20 protein-coding genes are annotated in these 23,140 nt (G+C 41.1%); 11 read left to right on the top strand and 9 right to left on the bottom strand.

The window, feature by feature from the left end; all coding sequences use genetic code 11:
* Nucleotides 1–78 precede the first annotated feature (78 nt).
* Both BFS30_RS05520 and gltX read right to left on the bottom strand, forming a co-directional pair.
* Nucleotides 79–918, bottom strand: a complete 840-nt coding sequence (locus BFS30_RS05520) for a neutral zinc metallopeptidase (protein ID WP_069378359.1) — start codon at nucleotides 916–918, stop codon at nucleotides 79–81.
* A 72-nt stretch (nucleotides 919–990) separates the two neighbouring features.
* On the bottom strand, nucleotides 991–2,499 hold the full coding sequence (gltX, locus tag BFS30_RS05515) for a glutamate--tRNA ligase (RefSeq protein WP_069378358.1): 1,509 nt from the start codon (nucleotides 2,497–2,499) through the stop codon (nucleotides 991–993).
* A gap of 90 nt (nucleotides 2,500–2,589) precedes the next feature.
* On the opposite strand from gltX, the gene BFS30_RS05510 reads away from it, so the two are divergent.
* From BFS30_RS05510 to BFS30_RS05485, 6 genes are all read left to right on the top strand, one after another.
* Nucleotides 2,590–3,807: a sensor histidine kinase gene (locus tag BFS30_RS05510; RefSeq protein ID WP_069378357.1), complete on the top strand. Its 1,218-nt coding sequence runs from the start codon at nucleotides 2,590–2,592 to the stop codon at nucleotides 3,805–3,807.
* Nucleotides 3,785–4,291 carry a DinB family protein gene (locus BFS30_RS05505; RefSeq protein WP_069378356.1) on the top strand — a complete coding sequence of 169 codons (507 nt, stop codon included), beginning with the start codon at nucleotides 3,785–3,787 and terminating at the stop codon, nucleotides 4,289–4,291. Before BFS30_RS05510 ends, BFS30_RS05505 begins: the two co-directional genes overlap by 23 nt.
* Before the next feature lie 2 nt (nucleotides 4,292–4,293).
* Nucleotides 4,294–4,719 carry a hotdog fold thioesterase gene (locus tag BFS30_RS05500; RefSeq protein WP_083251970.1) on the top strand — a complete coding sequence of 142 codons (426 nt, stop codon included), beginning with the start codon at nucleotides 4,294–4,296 and terminating at the stop codon, nucleotides 4,717–4,719.
* 223 nt (nucleotides 4,720–4,942) lie between these two features.
* A complete protein-coding gene (locus tag BFS30_RS05495; protein ID WP_237028715.1) occupies nucleotides 4,943–5,305 on the top strand; it encodes a DUF6249 domain-containing protein in 363 nt (120 codons plus the stop codon).
* Nucleotides 5,306–5,357: 52 nt separating this feature from the next.
* Nucleotides 5,358–5,939, top strand: a complete 582-nt coding sequence (locus tag BFS30_RS05490; protein WP_069378353.1) for an RNA polymerase sigma factor — start codon at nucleotides 5,358–5,360, stop codon at nucleotides 5,937–5,939.
* Nucleotides 5,940–5,944: 5 nt separating this feature from the next.
* Complete coding sequence (locus BFS30_RS05485) at nucleotides 5,945–6,421, top strand: anti-sigma factor family protein (RefSeq protein ID WP_157262880.1); 477 nt, start codon at nucleotides 5,945–5,947, stop codon at nucleotides 6,419–6,421.
* 69 nt (nucleotides 6,422–6,490) lie between these two features.
* On the opposite strand, the gene BFS30_RS05480 is transcribed toward BFS30_RS05485, so the two are convergent.
* The 3 genes from BFS30_RS05480 to BFS30_RS05470 are packed head-to-tail and all read right to left on the bottom strand — an operon-like array spanning nucleotide 6,491 to nucleotide 9,821.
* Entirely contained in the window at nucleotides 6,491–7,045 is a 555-nt protein-coding gene (locus BFS30_RS05480; RefSeq protein ID WP_069378351.1) for a DUF2911 domain-containing protein, read from the bottom strand.
* A 30-nt stretch (nucleotides 7,046–7,075) separates the two neighbouring features.
* The gene (locus tag BFS30_RS05475; RefSeq protein ID WP_069378350.1) at nucleotides 7,076–7,258 is read right to left on the bottom strand and encodes a hypothetical protein; all 183 of its coding nucleotides are present in this window, start codon (nucleotides 7,256–7,258) and stop codon (nucleotides 7,076–7,078) included.
* 55 nt (nucleotides 7,259–7,313) lie between these two features.
* Nucleotides 7,314–9,821, bottom strand: a complete 2,508-nt coding sequence (locus BFS30_RS05470) for a glycoside hydrolase family 9 protein (protein ID WP_157262879.1) — start codon at nucleotides 9,819–9,821, stop codon at nucleotides 7,314–7,316.
* A 126-nt stretch (nucleotides 9,822–9,947) separates the two neighbouring features.
* Between BFS30_RS05470 and BFS30_RS05465 the strand changes: the two genes are divergently transcribed.
* From BFS30_RS05465 to BFS30_RS05445, 5 genes are all read left to right on the top strand, one after another.
* Nucleotides 9,948–10,568 carry a TetR/AcrR family transcriptional regulator gene (locus BFS30_RS05465; protein ID WP_069378348.1) on the top strand — a complete coding sequence of 207 codons (621 nt, stop codon included), beginning with the start codon at nucleotides 9,948–9,950 and terminating at the stop codon, nucleotides 10,566–10,568.
* Complete coding sequence (locus BFS30_RS05460; RefSeq protein ID WP_069378347.1) at nucleotides 10,565–11,878, top strand: TolC family protein; 1,314 nt, start codon at nucleotides 10,565–10,567, stop codon at nucleotides 11,876–11,878. The genes BFS30_RS05465 and BFS30_RS05460 overlap by 4 nt, the downstream gene beginning before the upstream one ends.
* A 21-nt stretch (nucleotides 11,879–11,899) precedes the next feature.
* Entirely contained in the window at nucleotides 11,900–12,943 is a 1,044-nt protein-coding gene (locus tag BFS30_RS05455) for an HlyD family secretion protein (protein WP_069378346.1), read from the top strand.
* 4 nt (nucleotides 12,944–12,947) lie between these two features.
* Complete coding sequence (locus BFS30_RS05450; RefSeq protein ID WP_069378345.1) at nucleotides 12,948–14,495, top strand: DHA2 family efflux MFS transporter permease subunit; 1,548 nt, start codon at nucleotides 12,948–12,950, stop codon at nucleotides 14,493–14,495.
* A gap of 241 nt (nucleotides 14,496–14,736) precedes the next feature.
* On the top strand, nucleotides 14,737–17,325 hold the full coding sequence (locus BFS30_RS05445; RefSeq protein WP_069378344.1) for a phosphoenolpyruvate carboxylase: 2,589 nt from the start codon (nucleotides 14,737–14,739) through the stop codon (nucleotides 17,323–17,325).
* 353 nt (nucleotides 17,326–17,678) lie between these two features.
* Here the strand turns inward: BFS30_RS05445 and BFS30_RS05440 are convergent, their stop codons facing one another.
* From BFS30_RS05440 to BFS30_RS05425, 4 genes are all read right to left on the bottom strand, one after another.
* On the bottom strand, nucleotides 17,679–18,263 hold the full coding sequence (locus tag BFS30_RS05440; protein ID WP_069382310.1) for a carboxymuconolactone decarboxylase family protein: 585 nt from the start codon (nucleotides 18,261–18,263) through the stop codon (nucleotides 17,679–17,681).
* 78 nt (nucleotides 18,264–18,341) lie between these two features.
* Complete coding sequence (locus BFS30_RS05435; RefSeq protein ID WP_069378343.1) at nucleotides 18,342–18,887, bottom strand: peroxiredoxin; 546 nt, start codon at nucleotides 18,885–18,887, stop codon at nucleotides 18,342–18,344.
* A 139-nt stretch (nucleotides 18,888–19,026) separates the two neighbouring features.
* Nucleotides 19,027–21,399, bottom strand: a complete 2,373-nt coding sequence (locus BFS30_RS05430; RefSeq protein WP_069378342.1) for a prolyl oligopeptidase family serine peptidase — start codon at nucleotides 21,397–21,399, stop codon at nucleotides 19,027–19,029.
* Nucleotides 21,400–23,139, bottom strand: coding sequence for a M14 family metallopeptidase (locus tag BFS30_RS05425; RefSeq protein ID WP_069378341.1), 1,740 nt, complete (start codon nucleotides 23,137–23,139; stop codon nucleotides 21,400–21,402).
* Between the last annotated feature and the right edge of the window lies 1 nt (nucleotide 23,140).

Here is a 23,140-nt window from a genome sequence, read left to right as displayed (position 1 = left end):
GCTTATCTTCAAATTAAACGCATCATAAGACTTTATATGATGGAATTTCAGAATGATAAGCAAGTATATCCGGCTATATTAAAGCTGGCTGGAATTAAAAGTATCTCCTTGTCTGATGTCTCCGGTCTCAAACCCCTTCTTAAACCAGTACATACGCTGCGCGGAGGTACCGTGTGTAAATGCATCTGGTACAACTTCTCCCTGAGCTTGTTTTTGCAATTTGTCATCGCCGATAGCATTTGCGGCGGTTAAGGCCTCTTCAAGATCTCCTTCCTCTAATTTGAAGTCCTTTAAGTTTTGCGCATGGTTTGCCCAAAGCCCGGCAAAGAAGTCTGCCTGTAGTTCCAACTTAACCGATAGACGGTTGTATTCTTTTTCACTCAGCTGAGCTCTTGCCCGCTGTACTTTCTCCGAAATTCCTAGAAGATTTTGAACGTGGTGTCCTACTTCATGGGCAATAACGTAAGCCTGGGCGAAATCACCCGCAGCTCCAAAACGATTTTGTAAATCCTGATAGAAACTCAGGTCAATATATACTTTATGGTCACCAGGACAATAGAACGGGCCTACAGCAGCACTTGCATTTCCACATGCAGACTGGACGCTATTGGTAAACAAAGTTAAAACAGGTTTTTCATATTCTTTACCCATTTGCGCAAACTGTTGAACCCAAACCTGATTAGTAGACTCTAATACACCATCTACAAATTTTCCTTCTTTATCTGTTGGATCACCGGTCTTAGCTTCTCCCTGTACCTCTTGTGCTACCGGCAACTGGCTAACCAGCCCAGTCAGGTCTTGTCCGAAAAGAAGCCCGAGTATCACAACAATGATACCTACTCCTCCTCCAATCACACCGCCGCTGCTCATCCCGCGTCGGTCTTCAATATTACCACTTCCTTTACCGAACCACTGCATATAAATTTCGTTTAAATTGGTTTACAAAAATCTGGGACAATTGTTATACCAATTTAAACGAAAAATACGGGATTATTCAAATGCTGTTAATGCATTATTGATTCTTACGATGGTTTCAGTAGTTCCAAGTGCAACCGAAATGTCGAACACTCCGGGTCCAAACTTGCCCCCTACCAACATAACTCTAAACGGCAGCATTAGTTCTCCCGGCTTGAAATTATGTGTTGCAGCCAGTTCCTTGAACTTTTCTTCCAGTTCTAGTGCGGATAATCCTTCCGAAATCAAGGAAGTATACGCAGTAAAAAAAGCCGCCTTCTCTGCATTCCATTTTGGCTTTACTGCCGGCAAATCATATTCCTGAGGTGCAATAAAAAAATATGCACTTTGTGGAATAAAATCCGTTAAGAGATTGCAACGATCTTTAATCAGGTCAATCACCTGCTCCAGATAAACATCATCTTTTATTGCTATCCCCTGAGCTACAAATGCATTTTTTACTTCAGGCAATAGTTGTATGGCATCGCTCTGTTTAATCCATTCATGATTATACCATTTAGCTTTTTCAAAGTCAAACTTAGCTCCGGCCTTACTAATCCGTTCCACTGAGAACTTATCTATTAAATCGGCCATAGAGAATAGCTCCTGATCTGTCCCGTCATTCCATCCAAGCATAGCCAGTAAATTCACAAAAGCTTCCGGCATAAAACCAAGCTCTTTGAACCCCTTGGTCAGGTCGCCGGTTTTAGGATCTGTCCAGTTTTGTGCGTACACAGGAAAACCAAGACGGTCTCCATCGCGCTTGCTTAATTTTCCATTTCCATCCGGCTTCAGGATCAGTGGTAAATGTACCCATTGCGGCATCACATCTTCCCATCCCAGGTACCTCCAAAGTAAAATATGTATCGGAGCTGACGGCAACCATTCTTCTCCTCTGAAGATATGACTGATTTCCATCGCTTTATCATCTGCAACAACTGCCAGGTGATAAGTAGGCATTCCATCTGCTTTCAGTAGAACTTTATCGTCTACCAGATTCGTATCGAAGCTAACATGGCCCCGGATCAGGTCCGTAAAAGAAACCAGTTCATCTGCCGGCATTTTTATCCTCACCACATGTGGAGTATTCTCCGCCAGAAGAGTTGCAACTTCGCCTTCCGTTAAAGTGAGCGAGTTCCTCATTTGCCCACGAGTAGCCAATCCATAAGTAAAATTAGGAATCTCCTTACGTTTCGCATCCAGTTCTTCTGGAGTGTCAAAAGCATAATAAGCATAACCATCAGCAATTAACTGATCTGCATATTGTTTGTAAGTGGCTTTACGTTCACTCTGGCGATATGGTTCAAAAGGCCCGCCTAACTCCGGACTTTCATCCGGCGACATTCCACACCATTTCAGACAAGAAACGATATATTCCTCTGCACCTTCCACAAAACGTGTCTGATCAGTATCTTCTACCCTAAGGATAAAAGTCCCATTGTGTTTTTTAGCAAACAAATAATTAAACAAAGCGGTACGTACACCACCCAAATGCAACCCGCCTGTAGGGCTGGGGGCAAATCTTACTCTTACTTTCTTTTCCATAATTACGATCTGCAAAGATATATTTTTTACCGCGTTACCTTTCTATTCATCAATTTTTGAATGCTATTTTGTAATTTGCCCTCATAACCTATGAATCCATACGAAAAAAAGCGCCGCTGGAAATTCTTCTTATTGTTCTTTGCCATCGTGATTGGCACAGCATCCGTTTTATATAGCGATTTTTTTGTAAAAAAGATGGAACGTGAAGAGCGAATGCAATTCCAGCTCTATGTAAAGGTTACAGAAAAGACAATGGCGATGTACGACGATGAGAATACAACAGACCTCATCGACCTGATCCGAACCAATACTAAACTCCCGATTATCATTGTTGATGCCGAAGGAAATATTCTTACCTATCAGGGTCTGGATTCTACGAAAACCAATTATGGCCTTCAAAAAAAGGATGGGGAAACCTATGATCCCGCCTATTTTGTCAGAGAGCTAAAAATCATGAAAGAGCAACATCCACCTACACCAATTATCGGTCTTGATGGTAGCAGGTTGTATATTTATTATAAAGATTCGCCGACCTTAACTCAGCTTCGCTATTTCCCCTACATACAACTTGGTGTAATCGGATTGTTCCTGCTTACCGCTTATGTGGCTTTCAGTTCAGCAAGAAAAGCAGAACAGGACCAGGTATGGGTAGGTATGGCCAAAGAAACTGCACATCAGTTGGGCACACCAATTTCGTCGCTTATGGCCTGGGTAGAGCTGATCAAATCCCGTTTTAATGCAGAGGATGACCCCTTGATTGCTGAAATGGAGAATGACATCAAGCGCCTGGAGGTTATTACAGACCGTTTTTCTAAAATCGGATCCAAGCCTATAGTAGAAGATCATGTCGTCTATACGGTGATTTATAACTTTGTAGCGTATTTTAAATTGCGCACCTCAGATAAGATTATTTTCACCATTACCGGTGACGAGCAGGTACGGGCTTTACTCAATGTTCCTCTATTTGACTGGGTAATAGAAAATCTTTTAAAGAACGCAGCAAATGCAATTGAAAATGAAGGCTCCATTAATATTAACATCATAGAAAATCTTACCAAAGAAGAGGTATTTATTGATGTTACAGATACCGGAAGAGGCATCGCCCGCTCTAAATTCGATGCGGTATTCCAACCCGGATATACCACCAGGAAAAGGGGCTGGGGCCTCGGGCTCTCTCTGACAAAGAGGATTATCGAAAACTACCACAACGGGCAAATCTTTGTCAAAGACTCCGAACTGGAAAAAGGCACAACATTCAGAATCATCTTAAAAAGTAGTATTACTTATGAACCGACCTCAAATACATGAGTATCCCGCCTGGGCGGAAACTTACATTAGTAAAATTTCAGGAGACAACATCCTGGCAATATTGGAAAAGCAGGCTACAGAATTTCCTGACTTCCTTAATGACCTGATCGAAAAGGCTGATTATGCCTATCAACCAGGTAAATGGACAATTAAGGAGATGGCAGGACATATCATTGATACCGAACGCATACTGGTGTACCGATTAACCTGTTTCGCACGTGGGGAACAACATGCATTGCCTGGTTTTGAGGAAGACGATTATGTGGCAAATGCACATTTTTCTGACCGCAGCCTTCTTAGTTTATCCGAGGAATTCGCTTTGCTCAGAAAAGCAAACCTATACCTTTTCAAATCCTTAAATGAACATGAACTGGATAGAAGTGGCACCGCTTCTGATCGCCAAATTACAGTAAGGGCTTTATTATTTGTAATTGCCGGCCATCTGATGCACCATACACTCGTCCTTAAAGAAAGGTATATCTGATGATGTGGTTCTCCGAATTTACGCCCGAACAACTAAATGATCGTCCCACGAATCATCTTGGCGGCTTACTGGACATACAATTTACAGAAATTGGTGCTGATTTTCTGACCGCAACTATGCCTGTGGATGAGCGCACACATCAGCCGGCCGGGATCCTGCATGGTGGGGCCTCAGTAGTACTCGCAGAAACGCTTGGAAGCATCGCGTCTTATATGTGTATTGATCCGGAAAAATATATGGCGGTAGGGCTGGAAATTAATGCCAACCATTTAAGACCTGTCAAAAGCGGATTGGTTACCGGAGTTTGTAAGCCTCTTCATATTGGGGCTAAAACTCATGTATGGGAAATCAAAATCTATAACGACAAAGGTAAAATGAATTGCATCAGCCGTTTAACGGTTGCAGTAATTCCCAAACCTCAAGGATAAAAGCCGGAAAATTTCCGGCTTTTTATTTTTAATCTCCTACAACCCCCCTTTAATTTACGTTTAAGAAGCGCTGTAACAATTGTTTTCCCCTAGCTTTTAAATAAATTAGAGTCTATTTCATTTTTTTTAACAAAGACTGTAACCTGATTGATTTTCATGTGGTCATAGCTTACAGAACATCAGTTCAAAAAAACAGATCTTTAACAATTAAATTGAAAATAAAATGGGAGCAGAAGTAATAGTACCAGTAACCATGTTTGTGTGTGCCACTGCCTTAGTATTTGGACTTAGGTATATGTCGAACAAAGAAAAAATGGCCATGATTGAGCGTGGATTAGAGCCTGGTCTTTCCAGACCAAGGGCGAGCGCGCCAAAACCTTTCCTTAGTTTAAAATTCGGATTGCTATTGGTTGGCCTGGGATTAGGATTATTAATCGCCTTATTTACAGTGAGGGCAATGGGAATAAATGAAGACGAAAGCGTTGCGGTTTACTTTGGCTGTTTAAGCATCTTTGGAGGTTTCGGTCTCATTCTTTCTTATGCAGTGGAAAAAAGCTGGCTGGATAAACAAAAAGATCTACTCTAATTCCATTTCATCCCAGAAACCTCTCTAAAAAAGACGCGCGTCTTAAAAATATATGCAGCAAAAGCAATCGGATATCGATTTAATTACTGAAGTCCTGTCAGGAAATACCGCGGTTTATTCCGAGCTGGTAAAACGTCATCAGCGCTTTGTATTTACGTTGGCCATGCGTTTTTCCAAGAACAGGGAAGATGCCGAAGAAATTGCTCAAGATTGTTTCATTAAGGCTTACCGTGCTCTTGGAACTTATAAGCAAACCGCTAAATTCTCTACCTGGCTATATACAATTACTTACACCACGTCGATGAGTTTTTTACGTAAAAAGCGCCTTGATGTCCAATCAATAGACGAGGAGGAAAGCATTATCCAGCTGGAAAATCACATTTCTGATTATAATGCAGATATAGTTGAAAAAAGGTCAGGCTATGTATACCTGAATCAGGCGATATCATTGTTATCTGCTGATGATGCCGCTATCATCACCTTATTTTACCAGGGTGAACAAAGTCTGGAAGAGATCGGAAAAACGTTAAACGTGGAAAGTAATACCGTGAAAGTAAAACTACATCGGGCAAGAATCAGACTAAAAGATAAATTACAATATTTGTTAAAAGATGAAGTAAAGGAGTTATTATGATAACGATGGAAGAAGAAATCTGGGATTATATTGATGGCAACGCCAGCCCTGAACAGACCCTGTCTGTGGAAGCTAAAATAGCCTCTGATCCCGTTTACAGTTCTTTATATAAGGAACTTCTTGCGATTGATGAGCAGATGAACGGAATGGATCTCGAAGAGCCTTCCATGTCGTTCACCAGGAACGTAATGGAACAAGTTAAGCTGGAAATCGCCCCTGTAGCCTTAAAGACAAAGGTAGATAAGCGCATCATTTACAGCATCATGTCTTTCTTTGTTTGTACGATTGTGGCTATTCTCGTTTATGTATTCAGTAATAGCACTTTTACATTGCCAGATCTGGATTTCAAAACTACATTCCAGACCGAACAACTCGATTTCACGAAATATGTAACCCCTGCCTTTATTAAAGGGTTTCTTTTTATCGACCTGCTTCTGGCATTGGTTTTTGTAGATAGTCTGCTTAGAAGGAGAAGAGCTTAAGGTTGAAACGCCCTTAAATGAAAGAGGCCCGGTATCATTTTACCGGGCCTCTCCTATATTTTAGTGTTTCTATTTGATCGTTACAGGGAGCTCAACCGTTGTTTTATCCCATGCAATGACCAGATTAGCACCCTCGTTCTGAGGGACAAAAGTCATAGATAATGCTTCTACTGGCTGTGACAAAGTTTTAACCGGGACCTCTACTCTCACTACATCTTTTGCTTCATTATAGGTATAAGCACCCCAACGATCGGTTTGCTTATTAACAATGATTACCCATTTATCTTTTTCCGGAATGGCATATAAGCTATAGATCCCCGCCTTAATTTTTTTGCCTCCAATTACTACATTTTTGAAAAATCTGATTTCGGTGCATTCATTTGCTCCCAGGCGCCATACTTTTCCAAATTGTTCCAGTACACCAAAAATTTCACGTCCTTTTCTACTCGGTCTTGAATAAATCACCTTAATTGAAGGGCTGGAATCATCTTTTACCTTTGCCGCATTTAGGGGATAATAAACGATGTCCGCCGGGCTAGAATCCAAGGCAGGTAGTTTTGCATCCTGTGCAACAGCAAAGGAAGAAAACAATGCGAAAACAGCTATAAAGCTTAATTTCTTCATTGAAAAATGAGGTTATTCAGTAACAGAAAATTAATATTGACGTCCTTTAACAATGCCATTTAAGAAAACAGCACCGAAAATAAATCCAATAATGCCTCCTAAAACAGACCATAGAAAGCCACCTGAAATTATTGCCGCAGTTAAAATGCCGAAAACCAGGCCTAAAACGTAATAAACCCAATCAAAACTGTTGTTATCTTCTTGTTTAGTCATCTTTTTAATACTTAGGCCCCAAAGATATTGATTTATTTCAAAATAGAAAGCACGACTATCTCAACAAATCTGGAATAGTCACCAGCTGATATCCCTTTTCTTTAAGATAATGGATCAAGCGTTCCAGCTGAGAATAAAACTTATCTTTTCTTCTTTCATCCGTTCCAACATGAGTCAACAACAGAAATCCATTTAAGGATTGCTCCTTTTCATAATCAATAATCGATTGATAGATTTTCTTAGTTTCCACATAACGTGCTCCCATTTCTGGCCAGGTATAATCTGCATTTGACCTCGTCCCAGGCGTATAATTGATTAATACCAGGCCCATTTCCTCAGTCCAGCCACTCACTTTCTGGTTATGCCATTCATAGGGAGGCAAAAAGAACTTTGCCTGAGCCTTAGAAATACCAAACCGGGCCATTGCTTTATAATTAGCTCTTAGATCGTTCTCAAATGTCGTTTTATCAATCAGTAGACGATCTCTTTCTTTCCAGTCCGCATACAACAGATGTGCATTAGAATGTGGTCCCAGATAATGCTGTTGTCTATACAACTTCCTGATGCCTTTTTCAAATTCAGGATTATTGTAAAAAGCGCCTGTAAAAAAGAAAGATCCTTTCACCCTCTGTCTTTCCAGGACAGTACTTATTTCTTCCAATCCATCTGCAAACTCATGTCCTGTAAATATCAGTGCCAATTGTTTTTTTGAGGAATCGCCTCTGATTACGGCCCCCTGATCAAGGCTAAATTTTAGATTGGAAGAAATCGTGCGATGATCATATGCCGCCAGCAAATAAACCAGAGCTGCAGTACCATCCATAGTAGGTTCATTTGTACTATAATCACCGAAATCGTCATGATAAACGGCAAGATCCGATTGGAATGCTTCGTATTCATCGGGATGATATAGTTTTATTCCGATCAGGTTCTTATAAATACGACCGTAGACAGGTCCATCTACCATGCCTCCGTCCAGAGGATACCCCTGTAGATAGCTAAATGCAGAATGTGGATCTTCGGGAGTATCTCCCCATTCTGGCAGACCATAAACCATAGAGGAGCCCCAGGGATTACAACCAAATAGCCAATCGAAATTTGCCTGCGCCAGCGCCTCATAAGTCTCATCCCCTGTCAGATTAAAATATAAATAGCTTTGAATAGCAAAAGCGCTGGTCAGGTTATTTGAGCACCAGATGAAAGGTATTCCTCTATAAAATGCATTGTTTTTCGCTTTACTCCATACTTTTTCCAGGCCTTTTCTATAATAAGCACTAAGGGTATCTTTTTTTATCCTTTCCGTCTTTATCGTTTCATAGTGTCCGAAATTGTGAAAAGGATACCATTGATAATGTCTAGCGGTGTCGGCTCCCATCCATGGACTGACTTTTTCCCTTCCAGCAAAATCAACAGCCTGTTTCAGATATTTTTTTCGGGCTGTTTTTTGATACAGGCTGGCCGCAGCCAGCTCCATATCGTCGGTCCAGTTGTCTTCTTCATAAAAATAAGGTGCCCCCATGGGGGCAGTTTGCTGTACGCCCGGCTTCTTTAGCCCTAAAGTGTAAGCTGACATAGATTTGCTAAGGAGCAATTTTGCATAACGAGGATCTTGCTGATCAAAAAGTTTGCTGCCCAGTGCAAACGCACTGCTGAATTTCCCAGCCACAGATGCGACGCCATCAGACCTGTTTTTAAATTTACCCAGTCCCTGGACTTTTCCTGTAGCAAAATAGACTGGTCTTTCTTTTCCTTTTCCATAAGAAACCTCATCTTTATTAGGTAAGCGTAAGCCCTTATGGTCTCTGTCATCCGCAATCTGATGGAACAACCAGTCTTTTTTTGGATGCATTTTAAGCAGCCAATCTAACCCCCATTTTGCCTCATCCAATATATCTGCCTGGCCGTTAATCCCTTTCAAGCCGTTTGCTTGGTATTGATCTCTAAAAACAGCAGGAAAATCACGATAAGCCGCAAGCAGGTGATAGGTCGCATTTGCTGAAGTTGTTGCATACTGTAAATAGTCGGAGGCGTCGTGCCAGCCACCGCTAACATCTATATGAGTGCTATCCCGCATCGGTCCATACATCGTGTAGCCGTCTTTGGTATGACAACTATCTTTTAGGTAGGGATTAAAATCACTCCTTTGCTGACGCATATATCGTAAAGCAAAGTCAGCAGTATTCCGGTATACCTCATCATTAATGATCACTTCCGGAGAATACACCCCTCCAACTTTAAGCTGGTAACGACCGGATTGCTTAAATTCACTGAAATCCAGTCGGCAGGAATTACTGAAAGGACCATATTTTCCAAAACAATGTATTTTTTTTGAGCGATAAACAACTGTACCACTATTCTTGTCTATCAAGTCGAAACTTTCCGGGGGATCGTCTGTTTTACTAACCCATACCGCTACTTTAATTGATTTTGACTGATAACCAACAAGATTTATTCTGATCCAGGTTTCCTTTTCCTGCCGAAGCCCGTTCCTATATGAAGAAAATAGAATTAAGGCAACAAAACCTATATAAATAGTTAAAAAACATCGATTTCGTCTATACATCAGTTTTTGATTTAGCCAGTTTAAAAATACACAATCTGTCAGCATTTGGTAAATAATTGATAATGAAAAAGAAAATATTCATCATTAATCAATCGATTGATTAATTTTGTCCTGTCAAATAAACAAATGGAAAAAATAGATAAAAAGGCAAACATTCTGGAAGCTGCTGAAAGGCTGTTTACAGAATTGGGATACGAAGGGACTTCTACTCGCCAGATCGCCAAGGAATCCGGGGCGAATATGTCGATGATCAATTACTACTTTGGATCTAAAGAGGGCGTATTCATGGAGATCATGTCGCAAAGAATAATTGATTTCAATAGCCAGCTGATGAGCATTAGTCAGGATAAACTATCAGGAATGGAAAAATTACTGAAAGTAATTGAAGGCTATGCCAGACGCATCCTTTGCAACCATGGCCTCCATAAAATGATGCACAGGGAACTCTCCCTTTCTCAGCGCCCTGAGATGTTTTTGAAAGTAAAAAACACCATTGCCAGTAACCTCATCGTTATTGAACAAATCATCACTGATGGTATTGACGATGGTAGCTTCAGACCTGTGGACGTACGGATGCTCATTGCCACTTTAATGGGTACGATCAGTCACGTGGCCATTTCTCCATCAAAAATCACGTATGGAACCAGTCTGGACATCAACAATTCAGAAGATAGAGAAGTCATTACTATTCGTTTGATTGCCCATCTCAAGGATCTTCTCACTATGTATTTAACACCCCAAAAATGATAAGTAGAATTAAACTAAGTGCCATAACATTGCTCCTGCCAGGTATGTTATACGCTCAAAGCACAAAAAATCTGACCTTAGCCGAGGCCATACAGCTCGGGATTGAGAACAGTAAGAACCTGAAGCGTTCACAAAACAAGATCGATGAATCAATTGCCAAGTTAAATATGGCAAAAGACAACGCGCTCCCAACTGCAGAAGCTTCTTTTCTTTATAACCATGCAGAGATTCCAACCAATCAGCTGAGTATTGGCGGGGCAAATCCGATACATCTTCCAAATCGCGCAGATGCATTTATAGGAACTTTGGGCGTTAAAGAACTGCTCTACGGTGGCGGAAAGTTAAAGTACGCAGAAGAATCTACCCGCCTGCTTACTGAAGTAGCTCGTCTGGATGCCGATAAAGATAAAGAAGAAATCAGCTACGCGGTGATCAATACCTATTACTCTTTATTTAAGATTCTTCAAAGTAAAAAAGTCGTTGCTCAGAATCTGGAATCTATTGCCAGCCAGCTTAAGCAGGCTGAAAGGTTCTTCAGCCAGGGCATCGTCACTAAAAATGACGTATTAAGGTTCCAGCTTCAGCAAGCCAATGTTTCCCTGACGGAAATGGAAATCGAAAATAACCGGAAAATCATCAATTATAACCTGGATATTCTACTGGGCATTAATGAAGATACCGAAGTGATTCCGGCAGATCCAAATGAACGTATTAAGACTGTTGGAACATTGACCAGCTACCTGGACATTGCTTTCACCAATCGCCAGGAAATGAAACAGTTTGACATCAGAAATAAGGTTGCAGATATAAATATCAAATCCGTAAAAGCAAACACTCTACCCACGGTTGGCGTAGGCGCTGATCTGTATTACATTAATCCGAGTGGAAAATTTATTCCACCGACAAACCAATTTATCATGCCTATGACACTTTCAGCTAATGTTTCCTGGAATATCGGAACGCTTTGGACCAATAAGCACAAGATAACTGATGCCCATATCCAGCAGAAGGATGTTGCCATTCAAAAAGACATATTCTCTGATCAGGTAAAAACAGAGATTAACAGAAATTATCAGAACTATCAGCTAGCAATAAATAAGATTAAGGTATTAGAGACCTCTATTGCACAGGCACTAGAGAATGATAAATTACTGGCGTCGAAATATAAAAACAATGTGGCTTCAGCCATCGACAGGATTGATGCTGAAACCTTACTATACCAGGCTAAAATCAATCTCGAACTGGCGAAAGCAGATGCCGGACTAGCCTATTATACCCTATTAAAATCCACAGGAAAAATTTCCGAATAAAAAACCTTAATACAAACTCCAATGACAACTGAAAAGAAAAAGAAGAATATAGTAATCCCCATCATATTAGCCGTATTAATCGTAATCGGGGCTATATTTGGTATCAAAGAATACATTTACTACAGCAAGCACGTAGACACCGATGATGCACAGATTGATGGAGATATCAGTCCGGTGGTTGCTCGCGTTGGCGGATACGTGAAAGACATCAATTTTGAAGAAAACACCCTGGTACATGCAGGAGACGTCCTGGTGAAGCTGGATGATAGCGATTATAAGGTAAAGCTTGAACAAGCTCAGGCCGGACAATTGGGTGCCTCCGCGGGTGTTGGAGTTTCTCAATCACAAATTGCAGCTACAGCAGCCAATACCAGCACTGCCAAGGCTAATATTGAAGCAGCAAGAGTAAAGCTTTCCCTGGCACAAAAAGATTATGCCCGTTATGCCAATCTGGTAAAAGACGGATCTATTACCCAGCAACAATTTGACCAGGCAAAAGCACAGAAAGAATCTGCCGAAGCTGCTTTCACCGCTGCAAATGACCAGTATACTGCTGCGGTAAAGCAAGTGGGGACTACACAATCTCAATTAGCGGTAAGCAATAATGGCGTTACCCAACGCCAGTCTGATGTGGATTTTGCCAAACTCCAATTGTCTTATACAGACATTAAAGCTCCCGCAACAGGTATTGTTTCCAAAAAGAATGTTCAAAAAGGTCAGCTTGTTCAGGCTGGCCAGTCTTTATTTTCTATTGTAAACGACAATAGCATTTATGTAACCGCAAATTTTAAAGAAACTCAATTGGAAGATATCAACCCGGGATTAAAGGTAAAGATAGAAGTTGATGCCTATCCTAATGCTGATGTTCAGGGTGAAGTATACAACTTCGCTCCTATAACAGGGGCAAAAGGCTCTCTTCTTCCTCCCGATAATGCCACGGGTAATTTCGTAAAAGTGGTACAACGCGTTCCTGTAAAAATCAAGATTACCAATGCACCGAAAGATATTCTGGCCAAACTACGTCCCGGAATGAGTGTTAAGGTTTCTGTGTCTACAAAAGATTAGAAAAATGGCCGAGAAAGGTTTAAAAAAATGGGTTATTACGTTTACAGTGATCACAGCTTCCTTACTGGAGTTGATTGATACCACCATTGTAAATGTTGCTATACCCCAGATACAGGGAAACTTAGGTGCAACCCTTGAGGATGTGGCCTGGTTGTCTACCGGTTATGCAGTTGCTAACGTAATTGTACTGCCCATGTCTGGCTGGCTGGGCAGCCGCTTCGGACGAAAAAATTATTTTCTTTTTTCTATCATCCTGTTTACTATTGCCTCTTTCCTTTGTGGAAATGCCACCAATCTGGAGGAATTGATCGCCTTCAGAATCCTCCAGGGAATTGCTGGCGGCGGGCTAATCTCTACTGCACAGGCTATATTAATCGAAACCTGGCCACGTGAGGACGTTGGGATTGCCACAGCTTTGTTTGGATTAGGCGCTGTGGTTGGTCCAACGGTAGGTCCAACTATTGGTGGCTATCTCCTGGAAATCAGCTCCTGGCCATGGATATTTTATGTAAATATACCTATAGGCATTATCGCTGCCTACTGTACCTACGCTTTTGTCAGGGAAACGCCTAAAGATGGAAAAGGGATGCCGGTAGACTGGTGGGGAATTTTACTTCTTGCCGTAGCGGTGGGTAGCTTACAGACTGTATTGGAAAAAGGAGAGAGCGAGGATTGGTTTGCTACACCTTACATCACGGCCCTTGCAGTGACATCGGTATTGGGAGTATTACTCTTTATCTGGAGAGAATTGAGTACGGATCATCCGATTGTGAACTTTAAAATCATGCGTCACAGAAGCTTTTCAGTAGGGATGTTCACTTCCTTTATTTTGGGCTTTGGTTTATATGGCTCAGTATTCGTGTTCCCCATCTTCTGTCAGAATTTATTGGGATTCTCAGCCCTCCAAACAGGAGAATTGCTCTTCCCTGGAGGTCTGTGTACGATTGTAATGATGCCATTTATTGGAATTATGCTAAAAAAAAATGTTCCAGCCCAGTTTATGGCTACGATCGGAATGTTCCTTTTCTTTGTGTTCTGTTCCATGTTAAGTAAATCCACTCTGCAATCTGGGACCGGAGATTTCTTCCTTCCACTGGTGATCAGAGGTATCGGTATGGCTTTATTATTTGTGCCTTTAACCACACTGGCCATCCAGGACCTTAAAGGGGCTGAAATCGGACAGGGATCGGGGTTAAATAATATGATGAGACAATTGGGAGGGTCCTTCGGTATTGCAGCTTTAACAACACTTATTCATGTTCGTCAGGGCTTTCACCGCAGTAATTTACTAGTCAATGTCAACGAATATAACCCTGCCTTTACCGACCGCTTTAACGGCTTCATACATAACTTCATGGCGAAAGGGTACAATTACCTGGACGCTAAAGTGCTGGCTACCAAAGCCATCGAAGGGACAGTAACCAAACAAAGTTTATTACTGACCTATAGCGATGCTTATTGGGTTGCCGGATTGGTCTTATTGTGTTCAATTCCCTTGTTATATTTACAGAAGTTCAAGAAAAATGTCGCCATTCCGGCAGATGTCCATTAATCAAAACAGGCGTTAAGATTAATCTTAACGCCTGTTTTGCCCAAAAAAATAACAATTAATTTTACTTCATTCAGGGCACCTGGGCCTCAAAATCCGCACATACTTTTAAAAGGATTTGTTTAACCTCTATGAATCTAAGTTACAGAAAACTGCGAAAAATATCAAATTAATTAATTGAGTCTTTTCGCAGTTTTTTGGATCATTTTTGGTACTTTAAGCTCGAAAAAATGATCTAAAAAAAATGATGCAGAAACAACGCGCAAAAGGTCAGAGAGAATCTGTTTTTAACAATGAAGTTATATCCAGATTTGAACTTTATAACAGCCTTTTCCTTACCCTTCCCTTCTACAAAGTAAAAGACACCGGAACTTTACTTCCGCTATTCATTAAGTATTGTGAAGATGGTGTCAAGAACCACGAAACACCAGCAGGAATCATTAACGCATTTTTTGAAAAGTATACTCAAAATAATTCCAAAAAGGACATTATAGATTTACTTTTCCGCTTCATTCAATATATTGAACGTCAGGTCGTATTGTTTGATGCCGTTGAAGATGCCTCCTTCAATAAACTAAATGCAGATGAAGAACACAGTGCTTTATTGGTTTATCTGAAAAAGGGGGTCGATAACAAGCCTTTAAACGAAAAAATAGAAAAGCTGATCGATGAGTTTTCACTCCGCCTGGTCCTTACGGCCCACCCAACCCAGTTTTATCCTGGAAGCGTCTTGTCTATCATCACCGATTTAACTTCTGCAATAAAAACCAATGATATTTCGACCATTAACCAACTGTTGCAGCAATTGGGGAAAACGCCTTTTTTCAATAAAAAATCACCAACACCTGTTGATGAAGCATTAAGCCTGGCCTGGTATCTTGAAAACGTCTTTTATTTCGCAGCAGCAAACATTCAATCGGAAATCGATCAAAGCCTGAATGACTATAACCTGGAATCTAAAAAGATCATAGAACTTGGCTTCTGGCCAGGAGGAGATCGTGACGGCAATCCAAATGTCCATACCGATTCTACCATTCAGGTATCCAAAATGCTCCGTCAGATTCTATTCAGGTGCTATTACAGAGATTTCAGGAACCTAAAGCGCCGCATTACTTTCAGAGGTGTAGAAGATAATATTGCCCTTGTACATGATGTGCTCTACAAAAACGCGTTTGATCCCAATATAGAAACCGAGAACATTTCCGATTTTTTAATTGAAAATCTGAATAAAATAAAAACTACCCTAATAGAAGACCACGACGGGCTATTCTCCGATCTCGTTTCCGACCTGATTCGTAAGGTAGAACTTTATGGGAGTCACTTTGCCTCTTTGGATATCAGACAGGACAGCAGAGTGCTTAGGGATGTTCACGCGTACTGCCGCAACAACAAACCCATCAACGCCTTATATCCTGAGAATTATGACAGCCTGAATGAAGAAGAGAAAATCAAGGCGCTGGTATTTAAAAGTGCCAAGATAAACTATACAGAACAACCCGACTCGTTAACACAGGACACCTTGGAAACCATTGCTGAAATCAAACAAATTCAGCAAAGCAACGGAGAAATGGCTTGCCATAGGTTTATTATCAGTAATTGCCAGCAGGCAAGCGATATTTTACAGCTAATGGAACTGTTTCTTTGGAACGGATGGACAGAAGATGAGTTAAGTATAGACTTTGTCCCTCTTTTTGAAACAGTGCATGATCTCGCCGGTGCTGCGGAAATTATGGAAACTCTATATAGCCATTCTTTCTATAAAAAACATCTTGCCAACAGGGGCGGCAAGCAACACATCATGCTTGGCTTCTCTGACAGTACCAAAGATGGTGGTTATTTAATGGCCAACTGGTCGATTTTTAATGCAAAAGTAGCGTTAACCGCCACTGCAGATCAGCACCAGATACAACTCGCCTTTTTTGATGGCAGAGGAGGCCCCCCATCCCGTGGAGGAGGTAAAACCCATCGTTTCTATGCCTCTATGGGTAAAGAAATTGCCAACAAGAATATTCAACTGACCATCCAGGGTCAAACCATCAGTTCTCAGTACGGTTCTATCGACAGTGCAGAATTCAATATGGAGCAAATGATCAATGCCGGAATTTCCGCTGGAATGAAGGAAAAGCACAATATCCTTTTAGACCCATTACATAAAAACTTGCTGGATGAAATGGCCACAGAAAGCTATGATTCTTATGTTTCACTGCGTAAACATCCTTTGTTTCTAAGCTATCTGGAGAAATTCTCTCCTTTAACCCTGCTTTCTAAAATTACCATCAGCAGCAGACCGGTAAAAAGGAACTCGGGAGGATCTTTAAAACTGGAAGACCTCAGAGCAATTGGCTTCGTAACCGCATGGAGTCAACTAAAACAGAATATTCCAGGCTTTTATGGTATTGGTACCGCATTGAAAAATCAGGAAAAACAGGGTAATTGGGATAAAGTCGTTAAGACTTATCAGGAATCCGGATACTTTAAAACCATTATCGACAACTGCATGATGTCTATGAGCAAAGCCGATTTCTCCATTACTGCTCATTTTGCCAATGATAAAGAGTACGGGGCTTTCTGGAAGATGCTTTATGAGGAATTTGAGCTATCTAAAACCCTCTTATTAAAACTATCCGGACATGAGACCTTAATGGAGAATTACCCGGTTGAGAAGCGCTCTATTTCCGTTAGGGAGAAGATCGTACTTCCATTAGTCCTGATCCAGCATTATGCCTTGGAACAGTTGCAAAATGAAGTTACAGATGAGGAACAACAATCTCTGGAAAAACTATCCATCAGAACGGTCTATGGTATCGTAAATGCGGGTAGGAATCTCGCTTAAACTTATAAAAAAAGGAACTACTCTTTTCATTCCCAAACCTTTGCTAAAGGGCAAATATTCGAATGTCTTCAAAGGGTAGTTCTTTTTATAACATCCTTCTCTCTCTATTGGAGCTCGCTAAAGGCAAAATCAGAGGATTAAACAATAAGATGTTGGCGGAAGTTTGTTTTTTGCTGTTGTAGCCCCTTGGGGTTAGCCTTCCTCCAAGGAACTTCATTTTATAAAAAAAGAAGCGTTCTATGAAAAGGCCTAGAAAATTTTGCGCTCCTTCAGCGTAAAAGATTTCAGCCTTTGAATAGTAATGCTTCTTTTTTAAATAAGACCTAAATTATTCCGGTCTTTAACACATAATACTAGTAAATTACTTTACCTGCTGAGGTAACGATAGACGCGATACGCACCGCATCAAATACTCTTTCTTCTGTTGCGCCTAAAGCAAGGATAGATTTCTCATGTGCATTCACACACATTTCACAGCCGTTAACCGCTGATACAGCAATGCTCATCAACTCGAAGAATTCTTTCCCTGTTACAGGACTGCTCATAATTTGCATCCGTACACGGGCAGGAATCTGCGTATATTTCTCTTTCCCTGTAAAATGACGGAAACGATAAAATACATTGTTCAAGGCTAGCAATGAGGCACATCCTACAGCCTCAGCAATCTCTTCAGCAGTTGCTTCTTTGGTTAAAGCCAATTTTTCGAAGAATTCTGTAAGTACTTTATTATTGTTATTTACAGCAATGCTCAATGCAATCAGGGCACACTCCTTATCGGTCAGATGTCCTGAGGTAAAAGTACTACTGAAATTTAGTTTCAAATCGCGTACATATCTTGAATTTCCTTTTTCTAAAAGAACCAGGCTTTCATTTCTATAATCAGCATCAAGACCTACTACGGCTAATAATTCCTGGATGGTTTCTGTCACTTCACTCATGATATTCAAATTTTTGGGGTAAAAGAAATCCCTGCAAAAATGCATTTTACAGGGATTCTCATTATTTGGAACAGTAAATTATACAGTTAAAGTTTCCTGACCTTTTTCCCAGTTACAAGGACAAAGTTCGTCAGTTTGCAAAGCATCAAGTACTCTGATTACCTCTTTAACGTTACGGCCAACGCTTAAATCATTTACACTTGCCCAACGAACGATACCTTGAGGATCGATGATGAACGTAGCACGGTAAGCGATTTTTTCATTTGGTTCTAAAATGTCTAAAGCCTCAGCTAAAGATTTAGAAGTATCCGCTAACATTGGAAATTTCAAACCACGTAAATCGTCGTGATTATTTCTCCATGCTGCGTGAACAAATTCAGAATCCGTAGATGCACCGATTAAGGTAGTATCACGGTCACGGAATTCGCCATAATTGTTGTTAAATTCAGCTATTTCTGTAGGGCAAACGAAAGTAAAATCTTTTGGCCACCAGAACATACAAGTCCATTGGTTGTTGTCGTTAATTAAAGAATCAGAAGTTAAAGTTTCGAATTCTTTACCTTTTTCTATGCTTACTACAGCGGTTTTCGAGAATGATGGAAATTGTTGACCTATATTTATCATAATGTTTTTTTTTCGTTGCACAAAGGTAAGGCTATATCCCCTCAAATGCAACCAAATTTAAGATATAACAGATACTTAATACTGATATACATATAGACAAAAACTATATATGTATCATCCTGTTTTAGTTTCTCTCTATTTACTTTTTTAATGTGGCTTCAAACAGCTTAAAGATTCTTTTATACTCATCTGTCCAGCTGGAAGGCTCCACAAAACCGTGGTCTTCAACAGGATAAACAGCCAGTTCCCAGTTGTTTTTGCCCAATTCAATCAGTCGCTGGGAAAGCCTCACGATATCCTGGAAATGAACATTTACATCTACCATGCCATGACACATGAGCAAATCCCCCTTTAAACCTTTGGCAAAATAGATTGGTGAACTGCGCCTATAGGCCAACTCATCATTATAAGGCTCATTTAAAATATTAGAGGTATAGCCATGGTTATAATGTGCCCAATCAGTAACAGACCTTAACGCTCCGCCACTGGCAAAAACATCTGGTTCGGTAAACAAGGCCATCAAGGTAATGAAACCTCCGTACGAGCCTCCATATAGCCCTACATGCTTAGGATCTACATTGTACTTCTCTACCAGCATCTTCACGCCATCTACCTGATCTGTGAGGTCTTTTCCTCCCATATGCCTGTAAATTCCGGTGCGGTGGTCTCTGCCATATCCTGAACTTGCTGTATAATCGATGTCAATTACAGTATACCCATTATCTGCCAGCAGGTTGTTGAACATATATTCCCGCGAGTATTGGCTCCACCAGTAATGAACATTTTGTAAATACCCGGCTCCATGAACAAATACAACTGCAGGGCGGTTTGGATGCGGTTTAGCAGCCGGATAAACTCTTGCATAAACATCTGATCCATATCTGTTTTTGAAGGATACCATATCTGGCTCTCTCCATTTGTAAGAATTAAACTCTTTTGAAGAGGAGCTGGTTATCTGAACCGCTTTTGCTCCTGGTTTATTGGGCTGTAAATACAATTCCCAGGGCTTATTCATATAAGAGTAATTGATAGCCAGCCATTTTTCATCAGGCGACAATGTCACCTCGTTGCCGCCTTTCATACTGGTGAGCTGGATGAGGTTTCCGCCATTTACATCAAGTTTGTAAAAATGGGTAATTCCCGGGTGTTCTTTATTGCCACTAATATAAAAGGTCTTTTTGTCTTTGGAAAGTTGTAGTTTTTGCACTTCCCATTTTCCAGATGTCAGCTGTTTCTTTTCTCCGGTCGTGATGTTGGCCAGATAAAGATGGCTATAGCCACTGGCTTCACTTTGAAAATAAAACCGATTGTTGTCTACCCATCCTATATTTCTGGATCCGATACCAGGCCCTCCGATCCAGGCTTCATCTCTTTGACGATCGATCAGGCTGAGATTACCGGTTGCTGCATCCAGTTTAAGGATCCAGAGGTCCTTATTATCAAGCGCGTCAGCAACCAGAATTGCTGTTGTTCCGGATTCATTCCAAAACGGACCACTAAGGTTTACCTGCCGGTCTTCGTTCTTTTTTTTACGTTCCTCTAATTGTTTTGGATAATCCTTTACATAATCAGGAAGATCCTTTATCCCGGGAATCTGTGCAGTATGAACATTATACACCGTATCCCGCTGCTGATCGTAAATGAAGCTTTCGTAAGTTGGCATTGGTTCACCCACCTTCGTACGGGCCGCGATGTCTTCTGTATATCCTGAAGAAGTCACATAGTTAGGAACAATCGTATTTACCCCTCCTGAGGGAGCGGTAATCAGCTTATAGCTTACATATCTCGCATCAGGACTTACGGTAACGCCAGTCAACAGCTTTTCTCCAATATACAGCGGCTTTAGAGACTTCTCTTTTAAAGCATCGCTGGTTCTATCAAAGATTCCTTTAGCCGGAAGATTTTCTTTATTTTTCTTTTTGATGATGTCAAACAGGTTCGCCTGATCTGCTTTTAGCCAGGTATCCTGGGCCAAAGGCATCTTTTTATCATTAACACCAGCCGGTTTTCCTTTTACAAAATTAGTCAGCTGACGCGTCTCATTGGTATTCAGGTTCAGTATAAAAAGGTTTTCCGCACGCTGGAACGCGATTTCTCCATTCCCAAGGAAATGCGCATTGCTTTCTCTTTCCAGTGTTCGGGTCAGGCGCTGCTCTTTCTTTATTTTTAAGTTGTACAGGTAAATATCTCCATTTTTCTCTGCGATTCCCAAATTACCATTACCATTACCAGAAAACATATAATTCAATCCGATTGCGACCTCTTTGGCCTTTTCATCTACCTTTTCTGGCTTTCCGGATAATATGTTAACCCGATATCCCTCACTTTTTTCTTTACGGTCCGGATTCCAGTCAAAAAATATAGTCTTGCTATCCGCAGCCCAGCGGAAACCCGTTGGAGCTACTCCAATCCATTTTTGATCACTCATGATCTTTTCAACAGTAAGTGGAGCAATTTGTTGCGCTTGCGCAGCCGCTCCTAAAAGCAGAAATAGTGTTGTTATTTTTTTCATTTAGTTTGTTTTTGAGGCCTGCCCTCCCTTTTTACTGGAAACATTTACGGTGAATTTTGTCCCTCCCTTTACAATCCAACGAACAGTGACGTAAGCGTTTCCAGGAATATTATCAACTTTTATATTTGCCACATCTCTTTTTTGTTCTGTGGTGATATTCAAATCTCTGTTATTGACGATCATCGCAGCAATCGCTGTTCCTCCGCTTAAAGATACGACATCAGGGATCTCAATGCTGTTTTTTATATCCTGACTGGAATGTGTCGGGATCATCCTTTCGTTGGCCACGACTGCAGTAACCTGCGAAAGTCCGGCTCCAAGATCTTTCACTTCCAGCTCCGTAACCTGCAATTTTGGCATATGATAGGCATGATATACACTGAATGCCATATTCCTGTGAGCATCACTTTCCAGCAAAAATCCGGGATGTAACCTGGAATATGTTTTTTTAAACCCTCCAACCTCTATATCTCCGTACTGAGGATGCTTAAGAGGGTGCCAGTCTATGAATGCATCTCTCATCAGCAGGTCTTTATCAAAAGTGTATTGTTGTGCTTGTGCCAGGTTATTATCTGGCTCAGTCTTATTGTAAAGCGAATAATTTGTCCAGAGCTCATTCGAAAAGGTATAAATTCCCCTTCCCCCGTAAAACCAATCGAGTTCTCCACCAAACACAGAATACATATCCTTATAAACTACCAGATACCGGTATCCGGGAAGCAATTCTTCCCCTTTCTTTCCAAGGGCATCGTACACCCTGGCATCGAGCGCATTATAAGTATCCACATCCTCTATAGCTCCCGGCCCTCTCAGGATCATCCCTCCGTTATTGTGGTAGGACTGCGCAGCAGCAATATTTGGGTGCTTCAGGACAAACTCTGCAACTGCACGGTTCTCAGGAATCGAAAAAGGATATTTATAGGCCCCGGACTGCACATAGTTTGGTTGCCAGTTCCATCCCCAGTCGCGATTTGGATCATAAAACCCTTCCCCATCTTCGTTTACCAATCCGTCGCCATCATTATCAGTTCCCTCCTGTCCCAACAGCTCATATTCTCCCTGCTCATCTGCACCAACCATGATCATCCTGCGGGGATCAGTCGCATCTGCTTTAAAGCGTCCGCTTATATTTTTTCTGCGCATCATCACAATGTGCCCATCTCCGTCCAGATCATCAAAGCCATCCTCATTTAAAGCACCATCACGATCATTGTCAATAGGCAGCAATCCTGATCTCGGGGAATGAGCGCTATTTGCTTTATGAATAAAATTATCCCTTGCATCCGGATTGATTGTAGGGGCAATATAAAAAGTCTTTTCCGCCAACAGGGTCTTTACTGCAGCATTTCCCTGCTGAAACATTTCTGCCAGGTACCATGCGGTATAAAGTGCAAACTCAGCTCCCTGGATCTCATTGGAATGGATATTCCCATCAATATACATCGCCGGTTTCTGATCCGGGTTCCCGACTTTATGATCTGTGATGGTCATCACCCAAAGATCTTTTCCTGCAAAGGACTTTCCCATTGACCCCAGCTTTATCAGATCAGGATGCGCCTGAGCAAGCTTTTTACAGAGTTCCGTTAAAGCAGTATAATCGTAATAACGGTTCCAGCTGATCGGAACTCTTGGATTGGATGGACTACCCACCGCAGCAATAATATTTTCCGGTTTTTGAGCTTTAACAATCGTGCTGCAAGCCAACCCTGCCGCCATTAGCATTATATATTTCATTTTCATG

This window comes from Pedobacter steynii, assembly GCF_001721645.1.
GTDB lineage: Bacteria > Bacteroidota > Bacteroidia > Sphingobacteriales > Sphingobacteriaceae > Pedobacter > Pedobacter steynii_A.
The sequence above is the reverse complement of the archived record's forward strand: the minus strand, read 5'-3'. Positions and strand labels throughout refer to the sequence as shown.